This is a genomic window from Pseudomonas sp. GL_093, from assembly GCF_057837605.1.
On record NZ_CM174448.1, the window covers coordinates 3,961,354 to 3,982,909 of the forward strand.

Genomic DNA, 21,556 nt, shown 5'->3' on the forward strand with positions numbered 1-21,556 from the left:
TTTTTTCGGTCTATTGTGGTTTCAAGGATTCGAAGGTGCCCGGGCGTTATTTGCCACCCCGTCCAGCGGACCTTGATGGACCTGCAGTTGCCCCTTCGGCACACGCAACGTCCATAGCAGGTAAACCCCTACCAACCCCGCGGCCGACAGCGACAACATCCCTGCCCGTGGATCGGTGAACCAGACCTCCATATTGGCCTTGAGCATTGGCGCGACAAAGCCGCCGATGTTGCCCATGGAACCGATCAGGGCAATACCGCCTGCCGCGGCGACCCCTCCGAGGTAGCCGGTCGGCAGCGTCCAGAACAGCGGTTGAACAGTCACGAAACCAGCGGCTGCGAAACAGAAAGCCAGCAGTACCGGGGCAAAGCTGTTGAGCAAGGCCGAAGCGGCAATGCCAAGGGCTGCCATACCGAGCATGCACATCGCCATCTTCAGGTGCGCCCCATGCCGGTCGGCATAACGCGTCACAAAGTACATGGCAATGGCGGCACACAGCCATGGCAGTGAAATGAACATGCCCACCTCTAAACCGACCTTGGTCCCCAGCAGCTCCGCAATTCGGGTTGGCAGATAAAAGATCACCCCGTACACACTGACCTGAACGCTGAAGTAGATCAGGATGAACTTCAGTACTCGCTTGTTGCGAATCAGGCCCAACAGGTTGTTCGGGCCATGGGCCAGTTTGAGCTTGTCTTCGGCTTCGAGCTCCTGGCTCAGGGCGGCCTTCTCCTCGCGGGTCAGCCAAGGGGCATCCTTTGGCTTACTCTTGAGATAGAACAACGCAATGATCCCCACGACGACAGCCGCCAGGCCTTCCACCAGGAACATCCACTGCCAGTTGGTCAGGTTGAACATGCCATGCATTTCCAGCAACCAGCCCGACAGCGGACTGCCCAGCATCAGGGCCATTGGCAAGCCGAAATAGTAGATCCCGATGGCCTGACCGCGACGCTGGGCCGGAAACCAGTAGGTCAGGTACAGGATGACACCCGGGGAAAAGCCCGCTTCGGCCACACCGAGCAGAAATCGCAGGACGTAAAACGTTGTTTCATCCCGGGTGAACATCATGGCGGCGGACACCAGCCCCCAGGTGATCATGATCCGGCTGAGCCAGAGCCGTGCGCCGACCCGGTGCAACATCAGGTTGCTGGGGACTTCGAAGATCGCATAACCGATAAAGAAAATACCCGCGCCCAGAGCGAAGGCTGCATTGCTCAAGCCGATATCGGTTTGCAGTGCCGCCTTGGCGAACCCGACGTTGGAGCGATCGATCATCGCCAGGGCAAACATCAATGCCAGGAACGGCAACAGCTTCCACCGGCATTTGGCGATGGCGCTCTCGATGGCTGCCGCGTGATCCGCTCTCGTTGTGTTTTTGGTCATCATTTGTGTGCCTTATTATTATTGTCCAGCGACCACTGTTTTCATCTGCCAGGAACCTCTGGCAGGCAAATCAGTGGTGTGATTTACCTGCCACCAGACCGCGAGCAGCCAGGTTGCCCATCAATGCACGCAGGCCAAACGTCCAGTGTGTGGCTTGATTGCTGTAGGTGACGCGATTGTGCAGCGTGCCCAGCAACGGGCTGCCGATGCTGACGCTATCGCCCTGCTTGTGGGTGAAACCGCTGCCCTGCTCTTCACGATCCTGCGTCGGAGCAAACAGGGTGCCAAGGAACAGCATGAAACCATCCGGGTACTGGTGATTGCTGCCCACGGTCTGGGCTACCAGCTCCAGCGGATCGCGACTGATCTGCTCCATCGAACTGCTGCCGCGCAGGATGAAACCGTCATCACCTTCGACCACTAGGTCGACCACGCAGCGGCGCACATCATCCAGAGAAAAGCCTTCGTCGAACAGGCGAATAAACGGGCCGATCGCACAAGACGCATTGTTGTCCTTGGCCTTGCTCAACAGCAATGCGCTGCGGCCTTCGAAGTCGCGCAAGTTGACGTCGTTGCCCAGGGTTGCGCCCAGTATCCGGCCATGGCTGTTCACCGCCAGGACGATTTCCGGCTCTGGGTTGTTCCATCTGGACTCGGGATGAATACCGACCTCGTTGCCGCTGCCGACGGAAGCGAGAACCGGCGCCTTGGTGAATATCTCGGCATCAGGGCCGATCCCCACTTCCAGGTATTGCGACCACAACCCCTGCCCGATCAACACCGCCTTTAGCCGCGCTGCTTCGCTCGAACCCGGTTTGATCGAACGCAGGTTATCGCCGATAGCTGCCTTGACCACGTTGCGCACGCTCTCGGCCTTGACCGCATCACCACCAGCCTGCTCTTCAATCACGCGCTCGATCATACTGGAAGCGAATGTCACGCCGGCGGCCTTGATCACTTGCAGGTCAGCCGGGGGCAAAAAGAAAGCTTTGGCGGGGTCGGAGCCGACTCCCGTATTGGCCAGCAATTCGTCAACACTGCCAATGTATCGACCCCGGGCGCCGCGAACAGCTTCGAGCGGTGACGGGCTCTCAAGCAGATCGCTCAATGTCGCAAACTCCTGCGACAGATCAAACACGCCATCGACGCGCAGTACCACCGGCGACGGGCCTGCGGCCTCCCCCGGCACCCAGGCGCGACCGATCAGCGTGCCTTCCAGGCCATCGATAGGGAGGGTGTTTTTACCAGTCAAATTCAGCTTGGGCATATGCAGATCCAGGTCAGTTCGATAACGACCGGGCAAAACTAGTGGACTGGATCGATAAATCCCAATGACATATTTTCAGCATTTGATATCGTTTCGTTATCAATCAGATGTGAGCGACTTATGGAAAACGACGAGATTTCATACGCCAGCGTCAGCAAATGGCTCAAGATCAAGCACCTGATGCTGGTCGATACCCTGGCTCGGACCCGCAACATGCATACCACCGCCGAGCTGATGAACCTGACCCAGCCCGCCATCAGCAAAATGTTGCGCGACATCGAACTGTTGCTCGGCTTTGCCTTGTTCGAACGGCAAACCCGCAGCATGGTCCTGACCGAGCTCGGCGAGTTCGTGGTCCGCTATGCGCGGATGACCCTGGACGACACGCAATCTTTCGTCGATCAGCTCAATAAGCTGCGCAAAGGTGGACATGGTCATTTGAAAGTCGGCGCGATTTTCGCCGCGACCTCGGTCGTGCTGCCCGAGGCCATCACCCGGATCAAGCTGGACCGCCCGATGCTGTCCATCGAAGTGATCGAGCAAACCAGCAATCAACTGCTGGAAATGCTCGAGCATAAAAAACTCGACTTGATCATTGCCCGCTTCACCGATGAGCGTTATCAGCAGCCCTTCGAGTTTCGTGCGCTCGGGCCCGAGCCCTTTTGCCTGGTGGTCAACAGTCGCCATCCCCTGGCGGAGTTCGATGAAGTGGCGACCGATCAGCTCGGCGATTGGCCCTGGGTCATGTACCCCTTCAATGCCCCCATACGGCGGCGAATGGAAAGTGCCTTCGCCGAGTTCAATGTGCGCACGCCCACCAACACGGTCGAGACCATCTCGATGCCAACCTTCCTGCAACTGCTGCAATCGGGACCGATGCTCGCGATGTTGCCCGAATCCATGGTCCAGTCGCAGGTTCAGAGCGGCTTGCTCAAGGTGCTCAACACGCCGTTCAAGGTCGAGCCCCAGGACTACGGCATCATCACGCGCAAGGACGAACCGCTGAGCGAAGCCGCCCGGGAGTTCGCCGATACGTTGCTGGAATTCGCCAGGCTGCGACGGGAAGCTGGCGACCGTTGAGCGATGTTTCACTCAGAAAACCCTGAACCAATGAGAAAAGGTTATCGATCAATCCAAAGGTCTCATTAGGCAGCCACGGGCGGCGGCTCTTATAGTTCAGCGACAAAGGTAAGGCGCGGCTCGTTCGCCAGCGACCTCCCACGCTTCATAGCCAGAGAGTTTGCGATGGAATTGATCATGAAAACCGGTGCAGCTGCCGTCCTGCGCCTCAATCCTCTGGACGATGTATTGATCGCCCGTCGGCCTTTGGTGGCGGGTGAAGTACTCGAGCAGGAAGGCGTGACCGTACGCCAGCCGGTACCCGCCGGCCACAAGATCGCCGCACGCTGTGTCGAAGCCGGCCAGCCCTTGCGTCGTTACGGACAGATCATCGGTTTTTCCACCGGGGTTATCGAAGCCGGCGATCACGTGCATGTACACAACCTGACCATGGGCGATTTCGCCCGTGACTATGCCTTCAGCGTCGATGTGAAACCCGACAAACCCTTGAACGACGAGCCGCATTTCATGGGAATCGTGCGCCAGGATGGTCGAGTGGCGACGCGCAACTACATCGGCATCCTGACCTCGGTCAATTGCTCGGCCACCGTGGCCCGCGCCGTTGCCGACCACTTCCGCCGGGACATCAATCCTGCCGCGTTACTGGCGTACCCCAACGTCGATGGCGTGGTCGCCCTCACTCATTCCGCCGGTTGCGCCGTGGACCCCGCCGGCGAAGGCCTGACCTTGCTGCGCCGAACATTGGCCGGCTACGCCACCCATGCCAACTTCGCCGCGGTGCTGGTCATCGGACTGGGCTGCGAAACCAACCAGATCGAAGGGCTGCTCAGCACCCAAGGCCTGAGCCGCAGCGATACGCTGCGTACATTCAGCATCCAGGACAGCGGCGGAACCTCCAAAGCGGTCGCCAGCGGCATCGCCCAGGTCAAGGCGTTGCTTGAGGAGGCCAACCAGGTCAAGCGCGAACCCGTGAGTGCCAGGCATCTGGTGATTGGCTTGCAATGTGGCGGCTCGGACGGTTATTCCGGTATCACCGCCAACCCTGCGCTGGGAAATGCAGTGGACCGCCTGGTCGCCTGTGGCGGTACGGCCATCCTTTCCGAAACCCCGGAAATCTACGGTGCCGAACACCTGCTGACCCGTAGGGCCGTCAACCGCGCCGTGGGCGAAAAGCTCATCGCCCGGATCCATTGGTGGGAGGCGTATTGCGCGCGCATGGGCGCAGAACTGAACAACAACCCTTCGGCCGGTAACAAGGTCGGAGGCTTGACCACCATCCTGGAGAAATCCCTGGGTGCCGTGGCCAAGGCAGGCTCCAGCAATCTGGTCGATGTCTATGAGTACGCCCAAGTGGTCAGCGCCAAAGGTCTGGTGTTCATGGACACCCCCGGCTACGACCCGGTATCGGCCACAGGCCAGGTGGCCGGCGGCGCCAACCTGATCGCCTTCACCACCGGACGTGGCTCGGCCTACGGTTGCGCCCCCACGCCATCGATCAAACTGGCGACCAATACTGCCTTGTGGAACCGCCAGCGCGAAGACATGGACATCAACTGCGGCGAGATCGCCGAAGACACCATGACCATCGAAGAATGCGGTGAAGCCATCTTCAAACTCATGCTGCGCATCGCTTCGGGCGAACGCAGCATGAGCGAGCAGCACGGTTACGGGCAGAACGAATTCGTGCCCTGGCAGATCGGCGCAGTCACCTGAACCCCTCTCTCCTCCCCTATTGCCCTGAAATCCCCGAAAGGGGGTTTCGAACATTCTTTTCTGGAGCCAGAAATGCCCACGATCATCGGCCACAACTACATCGCCGGTCAGCGCAGCGCTGCCGGCACTATCATCGTCAACAGCGTTGATGCCAGCACCGGCGAAGCGTTGCCTCACGATTTTTACCAGGCCACCCTCGAAGAAGTCGATGCCGCCGCCAAGGCTGCCGCGGCGGCCTACCCGGCCTATCGCAGCCTGAGTGCCGAACGCCGGGCGCAATTTCTCGACGCCATTGCCGATGAGCTGGATCTGTTGGGCGATGACTTTGTAGCGCTGGTCTGCCGCGAAACCGCGCTGCCAGCGGCACGCATTCAAGGCGAGCGCGGTCGCACCAGCGGCCAGATGCGTCTGTTCGCCAAAGTACTGCGTCGCGGTGATTTCTACGGTGCGCGGATTGATCAGGCGTTGCCCGAGCGCAAGCCGTTGCCGCGTCCGGATTTGCGTCAGTACCGCATCGGCCTTGGACCTGTCGCGGTGTTTGGTGCGAGCAACTTTCCATTGGCGTTTTCCACGGCGGGCGGCGACACCGCGTCGGCGTTGGCCGCCGGTTGCCCGGTGGTGTTCAAGGCTCACAGCGGTCACATGGCCACAGCCGAACGGGTGGCCGACGCGATCATCCGCGCCGCAGAAAAAACCGGCATGCCGGCCGGCGTGTTCAACATGATCTACGGCGGTGGGGTTGGCGAAGCACTGGTCAAGCATCCGGCGATTCAGGCGGTTGGCTTTACCGGTTCGCTCAAGGGCGGTCGTGCGTTGTGTGACATGGCCGCCGCGCGTCCACAACCGATCCCGGTGTTCGCCGAAATGTCGAGCATCAACCCGGTGATCGTGTTGCCGCAGGCACTGCAAGCCCGCGCCGAATCGGTCGCCCGTGACCTGACCGCTTCGGTGGTTCAGGGCTGCGGTCAGTTCTGCACCAATCCCGGGCTGGTGATCGGTATTCGTTCACCGCAGTTCAGCGCCTTCATGCAACAGGTGGCGGGCCTGATCGGCGATCAGCCGGCGCAAACCATGCTCAATGCCGGGACCTTGAGCAGCTATGGCCAAGGTCTGCAAAAGTTGCTCGCCCATCCGGGCATCGAGCACTTGGCCGGCAGCCCGCAGGCAGGGAATCAAGCCCAGCCGCAGCTGTTCAAGGCCGATGTCAGCCTGTTGATCAATGGCGATGAAGTGCTGCAGGAAGAAGTGTTCGGCCCGACCACGGTGTTTGTCGAAGTCGCCGATCAGGCGCAACTGAGTGCCGCGTTGAACGGTCTGCATGGGCAGCTGACGGCGACGATCATTGGCGAGCCGGCGGACTTTGAGCAGTTCGCTGAGCTGACGCCGTTGCTGGAGCAGAAGGTCGGACGGATCCTGCTCAACGGCTATCCGACCGGCGTGGAAGTCTGCGATTCAATGGTCCACGGCGGGCCGTATCCGGCAACTTCCGATGCGCGCGGTACGTCGGTGGGCACCTTGGCCATCGACCGCTTTCTGCGCCCGGTGTGCTTCCAGAACTACCCCGACAGCCTGCTGCCGGATGCGTTGAAGAATGCCAATCCGCTGCGTATTCAGCGATTAGTGGACGGCCAACCGTCCCGCGACGCCCTTTAACAGCCCAGCACCTTCCCCTTGTGGGAGCGGGCTTGCTCGCGAAGACGGCGGCACATCCAACATGGATGCAAGCTGACCTACCGCCTTCGCGAGCAAGCCCGCTCCCACATGTGCCGTGTGGCGCTCTCGGGTTTTGTGCCCGGCGCACAGCAAACTGATTTTCATGGTGTGCGCGAGCTCTTACCTGACTGCATGGATAAAAATGCATCCAGCCTTTGAGGTGCAATTCATCAAGCCATCAAGAGCGCCCTACGGAACCTGTGACCGGTAGATTCCCCAGCAAGTGGAGCCCGGTACTCTTCACGAAAGCGTCATAGTCCATCGGTCTCTCGATACGGGTTTCAGCGTTGGGTAATACGTAGGCCCAGGCACGCTTGGACGATGCGTCGTAAACCAGCTTGAACAAACGGGTCGGCACCCAGACCTTGTTGTCGCCGATGGTGGTGTGGCCTGAGTCAAAGAGCGGGCCGGTAAAGACAAACACATTGCCATCGGCTCGCTTGGCAAATTTTCTGACATCCGCCTCGACCTTGCTCCAGATCTTCCGGTTGTTGGTTGGGTCTTGCGGCACCATGTTCGATAGCGCAAAGGATTGGGCCATTGCATTGGGGTTCGGTGCATCGGCTGCCGGGGATTGATGGCCACGGTCCACGGCCGGATGTTGGCTACGGTAGTCGCTCAACTCTGCCCGTCCACTCTTGGGGATGCGTGGGTCCGGGTAGAACTGGTTGGTGCGTTCCTCCCCTTTGGCATCCTGCAGCTGGGCGGCATTAAGGCGTTCGACCACTACCAGCGGCGTCCTGCTGGTTTGCGAGTACAGCACCGCGAAGTTGTCAGAGCACAGGGCCAAGGGCTTCATGGTTGCAGGCACTGTGGCCATGTTGATCGGTTTCGCAGCCGGGAACAGCTCTGCGCAACCGTCAAACGATGCCTGCTTCTGTTTGTTTGAATAGAGGTCCAGGGCCGCGTTCTGGCTGATCGAACCCGAGTGGGACGCTTGTTCCTGATGCTGGGTGGGTGGCTTGAGGAGATCCAGCAGACTACGGGCTTCTGCCCCGGTCGAGAGCAAAACAAGGGCTGACAGCCCAACTGCAATTTTGCGTAGGTGCATGCTTTTAATCTTCGAATTGGATTGAGGGGTAAACGTACGGCGAGTCCCGATTCACGGAACCGGGTGGAGGCGGTTGCTGATTATCTTGCGGCGAGCATGCTTTCACTGTCCTTGATCAAAATGCCGATGCGGATCCGGTCGGCTCCGAGCAGTACGACCGCTGACGGTCGTGCGGGATTTATTGACCATGACAAGTCACATAAGTGCTGAGCAGCGTTTACATTCTACTGACTCAAATGAATCAGCCGCCCGCTCGACCAAGCTCATGAGCATTGGGCATGCCTAAGCGGGCTCGTTAACTGGCGCGAAACGTTGTGCGTATTCCTTCGGACTTACCCCCATGCGTCGCACGAAGGCTTTTCTGAGCACGTCGACGCTGTGGTAGCCGCATCGGCGCGCAACCTCTTCCATCGAGCGCCTTCCCAGCTCTATTTGCCGACAGGCCGCTTCGACCCGGACGTCCTCGACGTACTTCGCAGGCGTTGTCTTGAACTCCCTCTGAAACATGCGAATCAAGGTCCTCACACTGGTGGCGAGCCTGTCTGCAAGTATCTCGACCGTCAGCTCCGAATGTAGATGCTCACTGATCCATACGCATAACTCATCCAGGTTCGAACCTGCCGCATGCTGCGACTGGAGCGCGACGCTGAACTGTGCCTGGCCGCCTGGACGTCGCAGAAACAGAACCAGATTTTTCGCGACCTCCAAAGCGATGTCGTCACCCAGGTCTTCGCTGACCAATGCGAGCGCAAGATCGATTCCCGCCGAGATGCCTGCCGAGGTGTACAGGTTGCCGTCCTTGACCCAAATCGGGTTGGGATCCACCTGCACGTTGGGATAGCGATCAGCCAGGCTGCGCGCCATCCGCCAGTGAGTGGTTGCCTTTCGACCGTCCAAAAGCCCTGTTTCGGCCAAGGCGAACGCGCCGACACAGATCGAGCACACACGCCTGATGCTCTTGGCTCGCGTGCGGATCCACTCGATGGCCGTCTGATCCAGCTGATCCATGGCTTTCCAGCCCGACGTCACGATCAAGGTGTCGATGGCCTTGTTTTCAAGACGCTCCTGTTCAAGCGTCTTGTGCGCCATGAGTGCGATGCCAGTGCTGCTCTCCAGGTGTTCATTGGCACCCGCGCAAACGAGCTCAAGTACGTAGGGAGCAGAGTCGCCGCGGTGCAGGTTGTTTGCATAGGCGAACACCTCTGCCGGTCCGATCACATCAAGCGAATCCACGGGCGGCAAACCCAAAATCACCACTCGTTTTTGCGTCACGCCGAGGAAGGAATGTTTTGATTTCGTCGTTGTTCTCACAGCGATCTCCCGCATTGGCCTGGCACGGATATTGGCACAAATCATCTTAATATAGTCAATTTTGCCAATTGCAACTATTTAGAATGAACTGCGAACCCACTTCATCCCCCGGGAGCAAACATGAGTACCCCTGTGATTATCGGCGGCTTCAGCGCTCCAGACTCTGAACTCGCCCGTAAGGCCTCCTTCCTCGTCGAACGCGTTCACTCGACAGCGCTCCTGCACCATGTGCATCGCACGTGGTGGTTTGCCGAATTCCTCGGCCAGCAGCGAGGCCTGAAATACGACCGCGAGGCCGTCTATCTCGCCGCACTGCTGCACGACCTGGGTCTGACGTACGAATTTGCAGCCGACCAACGTTTTGAGGTCGACGGCGCCGACGCTGCCAGCCGCTTCCTGCTGGAAAACGGTTACCCGGAATCGAAAGCCGAGCTGGTTTGGGATGCGATCGCACTTCACTCCAGCGCCGGCATCGCCGACCGCAAACAGCCAGAGATCGCCCTGATCTACATGGGCGCCCATGTCGACGTGATGGGATTACGGCTGGAAGAAATCACGCCATCGCTGGTCGAGGATACCCTCGCCCTCTACCCCCGCATTGGAATGAAAGCCGCGTTTACCCAAGCGGTCGCTGAAGTGGCCCGGAAGAAACCTCACACGGCGATTGGCACTGGGCTTGCGGATGTCGGACGTCGTCACGTGCACGGGTTCGATTGCCCGAATGTGTGCGACCTGATTGATCACGCTCCTTTCGATAGCTGACGGCGATACGTGATATCGGCGCAAGCAATGTGTGTTCCTTTACTGTGGAGTATTCACCATGCAGCAACGTAAATACCTCGTCACCGGCGCTACAGGAAAAACCGGCGTCTACACCATTCGCCACCTTCTCGACGGAGGTCATGCGGTTCGGGCTTTTGTGCACCAGGAGGACGAGCGCAGCGCAGCGCTCCAAAGCGAGGGCGCCGAAATATTTGTGGGCGATCTCCTTGAACATGACGACATCATTCGTGCGATGGAGGGGGTCACAGGCGCCTACCTGTGCTATCCCGTGCGTCCTGGCTACATTCAGGCGACTGCCTATTTTGCCGATGCCGCCCGGCGAGCCGGCGTCGAGGTCGTTGTGGAAATGTCGCAGATTTCTGCTCGGGAAGACTCTCTGAGTCACGCCGCGCGCGACCACTGGATTGCAGAGCGCGTACTCGACTGGTCGGGCGTACCCACCGTGCACATCCGCCCGACGTTCTTTTCCGAGTGGCTGATCTTTCCGTGGGTGCTGGATCAAATCGTGAAGGAGAACAAGATCACGCTGCCATACGGCACCGGCCGACATGCACCCATCGCCGCTGAAGACCAGGCGCGGCTAATCGCCGCCGTTCTCACACAGCCGTCTGGCCATATCGGGAAAACCTATCCGCTGTACGGCCCTGTCGAGCTGAACCATCAACAGATTGCCGACGAAATCAGCGGCATCACAGGTCGCACCATCACCTACAGCCCTTCGACCCTGGAAGAGTATCGCCAGCATCTGCAGACCTACGATCTGCCGGAGTTTGTGATCCAGCACTTCCTTGCAGTCGCGGTCGACTACCAGAATGGAATCTTTAGCGGTGAGGACAGAGTTATCGGCGAAATCACCGGACAAGCGCCACAAACGGTGGCTGACTTCGTACGCGCAAACCGGCAAGCGTTCGAGGTGTGATCGCTATGGGCGTATGCACTTGGTCTTGAAGACATACGCATACGCCGCTTTTCACTTAGCATCCAATGATTGCCCATTCATTTCCAATGGAGTGCCTGATGAACCCAAAAATCGAGCTGTATGGCGCTCATACCGGCAACAGTCTGAGGGCTGCGATAGCCTTGGAAGAAGCAGGTATCCCCTACACGGCACGGAGACTGAATCTGCAAGCGAATGAGCAGCGCGACTTGGCGTACCTGGCGCTTAATCCGGCAGGAAAAGTCCCCACCCTGGTCGACCATACGTCGACACCGGCACTGGTCATCAACCAATCAAACGCAATCATTCAGTTCGCTGATGCCAAAGCTCCCGGTCGACTCGTACCCGCGCATCCTGGACCAGAGCGCGACAGGGTGTTCGATCGTTACTTCTTTTTCGTAACGGACGTAATCGGGCCCAGCCATGCGGCATTTTTCCTGCGCCAAGCGGGATTGATTGATGCGGCCACAGTCATCGATCTGCGCGTCATTGAACAACTTGTCTATGCAGAACGGTTTCTTACCGGAGACTTTATGGCCGGAGATCAGTTTTCCATGGCGGACATCTCTGCTTTCACCATTGCGGCATCAATGCGTGACCGGCTGGATTGGGCAGTGCTTTCACGCTTATCACGCTGGTTCGACGCGATCGAAGCCAGGCCCGCAGTACAGCGAGGACTGAAAGCGTTTCAAAATCACTAAGCGCTACCCGGCAGACCTTATTGTGTGCGCTAAAGGTTTGCGGGATGCACGCGCCTTACGTGATGTTGCCAGGGCGCTGGTCGCCAGGGGCATTGATCCGCGCCCCCATCGGCGACTGGATCTGAGTTTTCCCAAGGTGGGCGCGGCAAAAGTCAAAGAAAGACTTTTCTTTGGACGAAAAAAAATGGACCTCTTTTCAGAGATCCATTTTTTAATGCTTGGAGCGGGAAACGAGACTCGCATCCAGCGTCCGAGCCATTGAAATCTAGGGGTTTCTTTTGTTCCTGAAGCAGGAATGGACTTGTTTTTGGGGTGTTTCAAGAGCAAAAAAAAAGAAGAAATTCGAACGCAAGCTATTGGGTTCTGTTCATAGTCCATCGGGAGTATGTCATTAACCCGAACGCATCAATTGCTCACGTTCAGGTCGAGATCCGTCCCCGCCGACAAGCCCCCCTATCCCACTCACCGGTTAATTCACAATCGACTGTGTCGACGCGAAGCTGCCTGTGCCGACCGGTTGAATCCACAGCCAAAAGCAGTCACTGTCAGGTGACATTCGCAGCTTTTCTATTTTTTTGCTTGGACACTTCAAATCCATATCAAGCCAGACAATAACGTTTCAGTGAGCGATGTTATCAACCAACGATGTTGAAATTCCTCACCAGAAACGCGCGCAATGAAAATAACCGTACTAGGCTTTTGCGGGCGCCTTGAGTAGTAACAGTCCTATCGCTGGGTTAGTTGACCCCCTTGAACTGTCCATTGGCATGGTTTGGGGGGTGGTACTCACCGGGATCCTGGTCGTTGCGTACTTGATGTTTGAGTAGCAGCAACAAGGATCGTCTCTCGATAAGGAACGACGCTATGAAACAGCTCCCGCATCGCACCAGGTTTTACATTGCTTGCTCATTACTGATAGCGCTCAATAGTCTTGCCCAAGCCGCACAAACAGAAAAGCCCAACATCCTGTTTATCGTCTCCGATGACACTGGCTACGGTGACCTGGGGCCTTACGGTGGAGGTGTCGGTCGAGGCATGCCGACACCCAGCATTGATGAACTGGCCGCAGAAGGTACAACCTTTTACTCATTCTATGCCCAACCCAGCTGCACACCGGGCCGGGCTGCCATGCAAACCGGGCGCATCCCCAACCGCAGCGGCATGACAACCGTGGCTTTCCAGGGCCAAGGCGGTGGTTTGCCAGCGGCGGAGTGGACGCTGGCCTCGGTGCTCAAGACCGGTGGCTATGAAACCTATTTCACCGGCAAGTGGCACTTGGGCGAAGCCGACTATGCAATGCCCAATGCCCAAGGTTACGACGTCATGAAATACGTCGGCCTCTATCACCTCAATGCCTACACCTACGCCGATCCGGAGTGGTTCCCCGACATGGATCCGGACACCCGTGCAATGTTCGCCCAGGTAACCAAAGGCGCGCTTTCGGGTAAGGCCGGCGAAAAGCCTGTCGAAGAGTTCAAGATCAATGGTCAGTATGTTGATACGCCGGTGGTCGATGGCAAGCCAGGCGTGGTCGGGATTCCTTTCTTTGACAGTTATGTCGAGAAAGCTGCACTCGAGTTCCTCGACACGGCCTCCAAATCGGACAAGCCATTCTTTATTAATATCAACTTCATGAAAGTGCACCAGCCGAACATGCCGGCACCGGAGTTCGTCCATAAGTCGATCTCCAAATCCAAGTACGCCGACTCGGTGGTTGAACTCGATGCCCGCATTGGCCGCATCATGGCCAAGCTCAAGGCACTGGGGATGGATAAAAACACCTTGGTGGTTTACACCACGGACAACGGCGCCTGGCAGGACGTTTACCCGGATGCCGGTTACACGCCATTCCGTGGCACCAAAGGCACAGTACGTGAAGGTGGTAACCGGGTTCCGGCGATCATGGCCTGGCCAGGCAAAATCAAACCCAATGCGAAAAACCACGACATCCTCGGCGGCCTCGATCTGATGGCCACATTCGCCTCGGTTGCCGGAATAAAGATGCCTGAGAAAGATCGCGAGGGTCAGCCCATTTATTTCGACAGTTACGACATGACCCCCGTAATACTCGGAACCGGCCCTGATCCGCGTAAAGAGTGGTTCTACTTTACCGAGAACGAGCTGTCGCCCGGCGCTGCCCGTGTTGGCAACTTCAAAGCCGTCTTCAACCTGCGCGGCGACGATGGTGCCCAAACTGGTGGCTTGGCCGTGGACACCAACTTGGGCTGGAAAGGTGCCACAAAATACGTGGCAACGGTGCCGCAGGTCTTCGATTTGCTACAAGATCCTCAGGAACGTTACGACATCTTCATGAGCAACGTCACCGAGCGCACCTGGACGATGGTGCCCATCAGTCAGGCAATCAACAAGCTCATGCAGACCTATATCAAATACCCTCCACGCAAGATGCAAAGCATGACCTATGACGGGCCGATCGAACTGTCCAAATACCAGAAATTCCAGTCGGTTCGAGAAGAATTGCAGAAGGAGGGGATTCACCTGCCGATGCCAGCCGGTAATTAGTTAACCAGGCAATGAGCGGCGGCCTTATCAGAGGTCGCCACTTTACGAACTGATGTCATCTGGTTAGCTTTTCAACGTAACGGCTGACCAGTGCACTTTCTAGAAACTCAGAACTTAAAACATGACTTGGCGTTTTCTGAATGTCTGCAATGGGTCCAGGCTGTGTGAAAACGCGCTAGAAATGTCGGAAACTGAGAGTCGCGAGGTTCTCGCCGGGCTGACCATCTCATTAAGGATGCTCAACAGTCTGGCGGCGAACCTTGATCTTCCCCGGATCATGCTCCAGCCGAACCTGCATCGCGTCGACTACCGCCTCATGTTCCCAGCGCTTCACACGGCGTTCCTTACCCGTCGTACATTGCTTTTGCATTGAGCAGGACTGGCAGCCCGAGAAGTAGTAACAATGCATTAACATGCCGTCTTCCGTCGACGAATGCCGCCTGGTAACTGCCCCGCAGGGCATCGATACTCGTCCGACGCAATAAGATAGATGAAATCCTGCTTGCCGAATCTGCCTTCGGCTTTGCTGCCAGATGTCAGGGGTTTCGGTACGAAAGTAGTGATGCCGGCTTGCTCATCGACAGCTGTTTGTACGTTGTAGCCAACCGTTCCGGTGCCTCGGCCGCTCGTGGCCATTGAGCGTGCATCTGGGTCTGTGAGGGAGATCTGCTGGTCTGGACTTTCGTGGAGCTGCGCCTCGATTTCCTTGAGTTTCTGCATCTGCTTTTTCAGTGCTTCTATCTTTGCTTTAAGCCGGCGCGGCGCACACGCTAAGTTGCCCGTGCGCCCCCTATTGCCTGTTATTAGAGCGGGTTGCTATAGAGTTGAGGACGACGATCGCGATGCACGTCGTTCTGGTCACCAATGCGCTTGTTACGCGCTTCGGCGAGGTTCATCGTCGCCAGCAAAATCTGCTCGCCTGCCAGCTCCATCGGCCCCGTCAGAGGATAACCGTCGGCGTCGACGATGACCGATCCCTGAACCCAGTCGACCCCGCGCTCGTGGCCATGGCGATCACACGCGGCGAGGAACATGCGGTTGACCGCCGCATTGGCCTGAACGCGTATGACTTCAGTTGGACGTTCGGTTTCCGGTCGTGGGCCATCGGGCCAATTGACGGGCGCGCAGAGCAGCTCCGCACCCGCCAATGCCGGTAGCCGTACCCACTCAGGAAACTCCAGGTCGTAACAGATCATCATGCCGATTCGCCCAAAAGCAGTGTCCACCACCGGCGGCTGCTCGCTTCCGGCGCTGAAAATCGAGTTTTCCGCGCCCCAGAGATGAGCCTTTCGGTATACCGCGCGCAATCCTTGAGCATCGATCATTGCCGCACTGTTGGCCACCTCATAGCCCTCCAGCCGCTCGCAGAATCCCGCGACGATAACGATCTCCAATTCGCGGGCCAGTGCTTCCCACAAGCGTATGGTCGGCCCATCTGTCGATTCAGACGAGAACAGCGCTTCGTTACGGTCAGCAAGGAGGTAACCGCTCTGCACCAATTCGGGCAGCACCACCACCTGGGCGCCGAGGGAAGCTGCCGAACGGATCGCCCGTTCGGTGAGTGTCCGGTTGTAGACAAGATCGCCGATCTTCGGCGCCAGTTGGCAGCACGCGACGGTGATACTTTTGGGTGTGTTCATTGTGCAGACTTCCATTGTTAGAACATGCGTTCGCTGGCGGTTATCAACGCTCATTTTTCCGTCGACGTTTGAGCCATCGAGACGATATCGCTTTCGGTGATTGAATCGATGATCCGGCGTTCGGACTCAAGATCGATCGAACGACTGAGTATGAAATAGGTCAGGCCAGAGACCAGCAGACCCACCAGCCAGGCAATGTCGACGCCTTCGAGCTGGCGCGCCATAGGGCCGACGAACACTTCCTTGCCGGCGGTGGCGTCAAAGATGTAGAAAAACGGCACCATGGCGGCGAATCCGATCAGGTACGAAACAATCCCGCGAAATTGCCAAGCGCCGTAAATGCCCTTGGGAGTAAAAAAATGGGGGATGGCGTAGCGGCCTTTACGAACAAAGAAGTAATCCACCAGGTTGACAGCAGTCCATGGCACCAGGAAATACAACAGCACGACCAGGAAGGTATTCAACAGCGCGACACCATCACCTTTGATCGACAGCACGCAAACCAGCAGGATGACGCTAATGGCAAAGATCGACATCACACGAGCGCGAGGCGTCGGGGTGATTTTTTTGATGGAGTCGACACCGGTCAGCAGCGTCAGCATAGCGCTGTAGGTGTTGAGCGCGATGATCGGCAGGAAGCCCACAACCGACAACAGCACCAGTGAGTTGCCCAAGCCAGGGAACATTGAGGAGCCGACCTGATTCAGCGCAACCAGTGCATCAGTCGCCTGCAACTGCTGCGCAAGCCAGGCACCAAGACCGATCATCCAGCCGCCCGACAAGGATGCCCCCAGAAACAAGGCGGTAATCAGTTTGGTACGACTGGTGTTTTTAGGCAGATAACGTGAGTAATCGGACACGTACGGCGCATAAGAGATGTTGTAGCTGGCACCAATAGCAAACATGCTGGCAAACGCGACCCAGTTGAAGCCGAGGGTAGTTGCAGGAGCGACGTCACTTTGGCCTGCGCCAAACATCAAGGCGATGGTGACGAGCGTATAAACCGGCAAGGTGGCCAGCAGCGCCCATTTGAATGCCTTGTGCATCATGTCGTGGCCGTAGATCGCCAGCAACGCACCGATCACCACCACCGTGACGGCCACAATGGTTGGATCGAGTCCGAAGACATGCTTGAGGCCACCCATGATGAGCGTAACGTTCACCACGTTGAAGCCGACGAACACAAACATCGTCGCCATCAATGCGAGGATCACGCCGCGATAGCCGAATTGGGCGCGCGACTGGATCATTTGCGGAAGGCCCATCTCAGGCCCCTGAGAGCCGTGAAAAGCCATAAAAATGGTGCCGAACATGATACCGAGCGTACCCGCCAAGGTAGCCCACAGTGCGGACAGTCCCAGGCTTGGGCCAACAAAACCAATGGAAATGGTGAAAAAGTGGAAGTTCCCCAAAAACCAGAATGGGCCCTGGTTGCTGAGTTTGGCGTGCCGTTCGTTTTCCGGAATGTAATCGATCGAGTGGCCTTCGATGGCCATTCCCCCGCCCGTCTCGATGGCGCGCGCTGAACTCTTGGTCTCGGACATACGACTCTCCTTTTGCTTGGAATCGATAGTGAAATTGTTTTTATATGGGTAGAGCTGTCAGTGCGTGTCGACGGCTACCCTTGCTCGACTTCCAGATCAGATTGCGCTCCAAAAAACTCGCGATGTGGTCAATGAAACGTTGTGGTAACCGCCCCCAATCACGACCTATCATTGCCCGCCAGTACCACGACGCACCCGCTAACACTCTCTAGCATTCAGGCTGAGTACCGGGCCTTTGAAATGTATGGATTTGATCGAAACTGTTAAATATCGCAGGCCAACTGTTTACATAGATGTTCGTCTATGTAGCTGATCTATCGGGAGCATGTATGCTGGGATCTGTATCGGAACTGGATCTACGCTTGATCCGGGTGTTTCTCGCCGTCGTTGAGGCGGGGGGGATTTCGGCAGCACAAACGGCGCTCAATACCACGCAACCGACCATCAGCGCGCAATTGGCCACGCTGGAAGCCAGGCTCGGATTTCGCCTTTGCGAGCGAGGGCGTGCAGGTTTTTCTGTCACGCCCAAGGGGAGCCAGTTCCTCGATGCAGCCCGCCGATTGATGGCCGCAACGGAAGGATTTCGCATTGAAGTCCAGCACATCAATCGCAAGATCACCGGCAACATCAATATCGGGTTACTGGGCCAGATCGATCCTGCGGTCAATAAAAAAATTGCCTTGGCCATCGCCCGATTACGATCCGACCACGAAGGGCTTTACTTTCACTTTACGGAACTGTCGTCATCGTTCCTGGAAGAGAAACTGATCAATGGTCATCTCGATCTGGCGATAGGCTATTTCTGGCGCCGACTACCTAACATCGATTACTTCCCACTGTTTAACGAAGCACAAATGGCCTATTGCGGCCCCACGCATCCTCTTTTTGAAAAGGTTGGGGCGATCAATAGCGAGGATGTTCGGGAGTACGACTGGGTTTGGCCCAGCCACCCGTTACCAGAAATGCCGGCACCCACGTCCCTTGAACGTTTGACGGCGCTTACCGACAGTATGGACGGGGCCGCTTTGCTCATCCTGTCGGGCCAACACTTGGGTTTTCTGCCGCAGTTTTACGGCGCCAAGCATGAAGCGTTAGGGCAGTTGCACTCACTTAACCCTGAGCAGTTGCGCTATGAGGTCGTCTTTCATGCAGCGGTTCGACACTCGACTCGCCAGAGCGAGGTGGTGAGCAGCTTCTTAACAGAGTTGATCGACATTTTTGGGGCGAAATCGGTAAGCGCCTGACAACTTGATCTGACTAACTCCGACTCAGTTTTACCCGAAGGAAACCTGTACTTCGATCAGTCGCCAGTTTCCTCAGTTATCACGGCGCAACAGCGAGGAACTCGCCCGCACCTGCAACTGCGGCGCAAGGATGATCGACTCTGCGGCCTCGCCCTTGATGCGCTTGAGCAGCAACTCAACCGCATGCCGCCCCATCTGTGCCATCTGCAGGCGCACGCTGGTCAGTGGAACGATGAGTTCATTGGCTAGCGGGATGTCGTTGAAGCCGACGACGGCAATGTCCCTGCCCGGCTGCAACCCTTTGTCACGGGCGGCGCCCATCAGGCCAATGGCAAGGAAGTCGTTGACCGCGAAAAACGCCTGAGGGCGTGGGTTGAGCCCCAGCAGATACTCGCCTTGTTGGTGTCCGGTGTGGCTGTCAAAAGGACCATTGAGGATCCACTCCGGGCGCAGGGCGACGCCGTGCTCACGGTAGTAGCGGATGAATCCGCGGGTACGATCAGCCCCGGTGGACGCATGCCGTTCACCCGCCAGGATCGCCACATCGCGACAACCCAGCTGATACAAATGTTCGGCCGCCAACCAGCCGCCCAATTCGTCGTCGCTGGCCGCCGAGAGGTGTCCTGCAATCTGCCGGCTGACCAGCACGTAGGGAATGTGTTTGCGTGCGAGCAGATCGAGTAGGGGCTGGCTTTCACCCACGTGCGAGTCACCCACGATCAGCCCGGCCACTGAGCGGCGCAAGGCGTGCTCGGCACGTGCCAGTTGGCGCGGCTGCAGGTCGTCGGTATTGGAGACGAACGTGAGGTAGCCGGCCTCCTCCGCCGCGCTGTCGATGCTGTCATAAATGGTCGCCATCACCAGGTCGGTGAGGCGTGGCATAAGTACGCAGATCTCCTGACTTTTGCGCAATTTCAGGTTGGATGCCTGCGTGTTCGGCCGATAATCCAGCTCCTTGGCCAGCGCACGGATACGCTCCACCACCTCAGCCGACGCCGCTCGCTCGACTCCGGTCGGGTCGCCATTGAGCACCCGCGACACCGTGGAGACGTGCAACCCGAGTGCAGTCGCCATGGACTTCAGGGTGGCGGGACGAGATTGATTCGGCATGTTTGAGAGTCTTCCACCGTGCATTATTCAGCGCGCGATTCTACCTCAACCGGGACCTCTTCCCGGAAAAAAAACCTTTACCCAAACGATTGACTAAAGCTTTTCCTGTATCTACATTTCGGCAACCCAAACGTTTGGGTAACACAATAAAAATACGCCGGACGCGGCCGACTTTTTGACTTCTGCCATCATTTTGAAGAGTCAGATCCCTATGAAGAGCGCAGCTATTCCGTCTTTCCGCTACCAGATTTTCTTCCTGATCATGCTGATGGCACTGCTCAACTACATTGACCGCGGCGCGATTGCCTATGCCTCGGCGAGCATTCTCCCGGAGTACGGTTTCGACAAGGCCGACTGGGGCAAAGTCCTGGGTTACTTCGGTTACGGCTACATCCTCGGGGCGTTGATCGGCGGCATCCTGGCCGACCACTTTGGTGCCAAGCGCATCTGGCTGATTGCGGGGGCCACCTGGTCGATTTTCGAGATCGCCACCGCGTTTGCCGGTGACCTCGGGCTGGCATTCATGGGAGGCTCGGCCATGGCCGGTTTCGCCACTATCCGCGTGCTGTTCGGCTTTGCCGAAGGCCCGGCCTACTCGGTGATCAACAAAAGCGTGGCCAACTGGGCCACGCCCAAAGAGCGCGGCTTCGTGGTCTCGGTCGGACTGCTCAGCACACCACTGGGCGCGCTGCTCACCGCCCCGGTAGCGGTAGGTCTGCAAACCCTGACTGGCGGCTGGCGCAGCATGTTCGTGGTGCTGGGCGTGGTCAGCCTGGCGCTGCTGATTTTCTTCATGACGCGCTTCACCAACACCCCCGATGAGAACCCGCGGGTATCCAAGGCCGAGCTCGACTTCCTGCGACGGGAACGCGCCGCGGCAGCCAATGCTTCAACCCCGACCACCAGCGTTGCGCCGGTATGGCATTTCTTCAAGAACAAAGACCTGATACTCAATGCGGTCGGTTACTTCTCGTTCGTGTACGTAACGTTTCTGCTGCTGACCTGGACCCCCAAATACCTGCAGGACGAGTTCCACTACAACCTGTCGTCGCTGTGGTACATGGGCATGATTCCGTGGACCGGCGCCTGCTTCACCGTGCTACTGGGCGGCAAGCTCTCTGACCTGCTGTTGCGCCGCACCGGCAACCTGAAGGTGGCACGCAGCTGGCTGGCCGCGACCTGCCTGCTGTTGACCACGCTCTGTTTCATACTGGTATCGCAGGCCCAGACCGTGTGGGGCGTGATTGCCCTGATGACCCTGGCCAACGCCCTCAACGCGCTGCCCAACTCGGTTTACTGGGCCGTGGTGATCGACACCGCGCCGTCCAACCGGGTCGGTGCCTACAGCGGCATGACCCATTTCATCGCCAACACCGCTTCGTTCATCGCGCCAATGCTGACCGGCTACCTGACCGTGCGCTATGGCTACTCGTCGATGTTCGTGGCAGCGGCAGTGGCCACTGCACTGGGCATGAGCGCGATGCTGATGGTGCGTCCCGGCAGTCGGCAAACCAGCCCTTCCCCTTTACCCGCAGCAGTTTGATGGAGTTGTT

The 21,556-nt window shown here is 57.8% G+C and carries 16 protein-coding genes and 1 pseudogene; 9 read left to right on the plus strand and 8 right to left on the minus strand.

The window, feature by feature from the left end:
* Positions 1 to 21: 21 nt before the first annotated feature.
* Complete coding sequence (locus AC3IUE_RS18100) at positions 22 to 1,389, minus strand: MFS transporter (RefSeq protein ID WP_489263172.1); 1,368 nt, start codon at positions 1,387 to 1,389, stop codon at positions 22 to 24.
* 67 nt (positions 1,390 to 1,456) lie between these two features.
* Positions 1,457 to 2,653 (minus strand): fumarylacetoacetate hydrolase family protein, encoded by a 1,197-nt coding sequence (locus AC3IUE_RS18105; protein WP_489263173.1) that lies wholly within the window; start codon positions 2,651 to 2,653, stop codon positions 1,457 to 1,459.
* A 120-nt stretch (positions 2,654 to 2,773) separates the two neighbouring features.
* Between AC3IUE_RS18105 and AC3IUE_RS18110 the strand changes: the two genes are divergently transcribed.
* From AC3IUE_RS18110 to AC3IUE_RS18120, 3 genes are all read left to right on the plus strand, one after another.
* Positions 2,774 to 3,733, plus strand: a complete 960-nt coding sequence (locus AC3IUE_RS18110; protein WP_489263174.1) for a LysR family transcriptional regulator — start codon at positions 2,774 to 2,776, stop codon at positions 3,731 to 3,733.
* Between the two features lie 165 nt (positions 3,734 to 3,898).
* On the plus strand, positions 3,899 to 5,446 hold the full coding sequence (locus tag AC3IUE_RS18115) for a UxaA family hydrolase (protein ID WP_489263175.1): 1,548 nt from the start codon (positions 3,899 to 3,901) through the stop codon (positions 5,444 to 5,446).
* A 72-nt stretch (positions 5,447 to 5,518) separates the two neighbouring features.
* Positions 5,519 to 7,099 carry an aldehyde dehydrogenase (NADP(+)) gene (locus AC3IUE_RS18120; protein WP_489263176.1) on the plus strand — a complete coding sequence of 527 codons (1,581 nt, stop codon included), beginning with the start codon at positions 5,519 to 5,521 and terminating at the stop codon, positions 7,097 to 7,099.
* 238 nt (positions 7,100 to 7,337) lie between these two features.
* Here AC3IUE_RS18120 and AC3IUE_RS18125 read toward each other — a convergent pair whose 3' ends face one another.
* Complete coding sequence (locus tag AC3IUE_RS18125; RefSeq protein WP_489263177.1) at positions 7,338 to 8,210, minus strand: DNA/RNA non-specific endonuclease; 873 nt, start codon at positions 8,208 to 8,210, stop codon at positions 7,338 to 7,340.
* Positions 8,211 to 8,492: 282 nt separating this feature from the next.
* Positions 8,493 to 9,536 carry a GlxA family transcriptional regulator gene (locus tag AC3IUE_RS18130; protein ID WP_489263178.1) on the minus strand — a complete coding sequence of 348 codons (1,044 nt, stop codon included), beginning with the start codon at positions 9,534 to 9,536 and terminating at the stop codon, positions 8,493 to 8,495.
* Between the two features lie 105 nt (positions 9,537 to 9,641).
* Here AC3IUE_RS18130 and AC3IUE_RS18135 point away from each other — a divergent pair, with 105 nt between their 5' ends.
* The 4 genes from AC3IUE_RS18135 (at position 9,642) to AC3IUE_RS18150 (ending at position 14,465) form a co-directional block, all read left to right on the plus strand.
* Positions 9,642 to 10,283 carry an HD domain-containing protein gene (locus tag AC3IUE_RS18135; protein ID WP_223512505.1) on the plus strand — a complete coding sequence of 214 codons (642 nt, stop codon included), beginning with the start codon at positions 9,642 to 9,644 and terminating at the stop codon, positions 10,281 to 10,283.
* Positions 10,284 to 10,341: 58 nt separating this feature from the next.
* Complete coding sequence (locus AC3IUE_RS18140; protein ID WP_489263179.1) at positions 10,342 to 11,223, plus strand: NmrA family NAD(P)-binding protein; 882 nt, start codon at positions 10,342 to 10,344, stop codon at positions 11,221 to 11,223.
* A gap of 98 nt (positions 11,224 to 11,321) precedes the next feature.
* A complete protein-coding gene (locus tag AC3IUE_RS18145; RefSeq protein ID WP_489263180.1) occupies positions 11,322 to 11,942 on the plus strand; it encodes a glutathione S-transferase family protein in 621 nt (206 codons plus the stop codon).
* Positions 11,943 to 12,806: 864 nt separating this feature from the next.
* The gene (locus AC3IUE_RS18150) at positions 12,807 to 14,465 is read left to right on the plus strand and encodes an arylsulfatase (RefSeq protein WP_489263181.1); all 1,659 of its coding nucleotides are present in this window, start codon (positions 12,807 to 12,809) and stop codon (positions 14,463 to 14,465) included.
* Between the two features lie 232 nt (positions 14,466 to 14,697).
* On the opposite strand, the pseudogene AC3IUE_RS18155 reads toward AC3IUE_RS18150, so the two are convergent.
* The 3 genes and pseudogenes from AC3IUE_RS18155 to AC3IUE_RS18165 form a co-directional block, all read right to left on the minus strand.
* Positions 14,698 to 15,221: pseudogene (locus tag AC3IUE_RS18155) on the minus strand (transposase); the annotation flags it as partial.
* 47 nt (positions 15,222 to 15,268) lie between these two features.
* A complete protein-coding gene (locus AC3IUE_RS18160) occupies positions 15,269 to 16,105 on the minus strand; it encodes a nitrilase family protein (RefSeq protein ID WP_489263183.1) in 837 nt (278 codons plus the stop codon).
* Positions 16,106 to 16,155: 50 nt separating this feature from the next.
* Positions 16,156 to 17,649 carry a purine-cytosine permease family protein gene (locus AC3IUE_RS18165; RefSeq protein ID WP_489263184.1) on the minus strand — a complete coding sequence of 498 codons (1,494 nt, stop codon included), beginning with the start codon at positions 17,647 to 17,649 and terminating at the stop codon, positions 16,156 to 16,158.
* 329 nt (positions 17,650 to 17,978) lie between these two features.
* Between AC3IUE_RS18165 and AC3IUE_RS18170 the strand changes: the two genes are divergently transcribed.
* Positions 17,979 to 18,893, plus strand: coding sequence for a LysR family transcriptional regulator (locus AC3IUE_RS18170; RefSeq protein WP_489263185.1), 915 nt, complete (start codon positions 17,979 to 17,981; stop codon positions 18,891 to 18,893).
* Between the two features lie 72 nt (positions 18,894 to 18,965).
* Here AC3IUE_RS18170 and AC3IUE_RS18175 read toward each other — a convergent pair whose 3' ends face one another.
* Entirely contained in the window at positions 18,966 to 20,003 is a 1,038-nt protein-coding gene (locus tag AC3IUE_RS18175; protein WP_489263186.1) for a LacI family DNA-binding transcriptional regulator, read from the minus strand.
* 211 nt (positions 20,004 to 20,214) lie between these two features.
* Here AC3IUE_RS18175 and AC3IUE_RS18180 point away from each other — a divergent pair, with 211 nt between their 5' ends.
* Entirely contained in the window at positions 20,215 to 21,546 is a 1,332-nt protein-coding gene (locus AC3IUE_RS18180) for an MFS transporter (RefSeq protein ID WP_046047403.1), read from the plus strand.
* Positions 21,547 to 21,556: the final 10 nt, after the last annotated feature.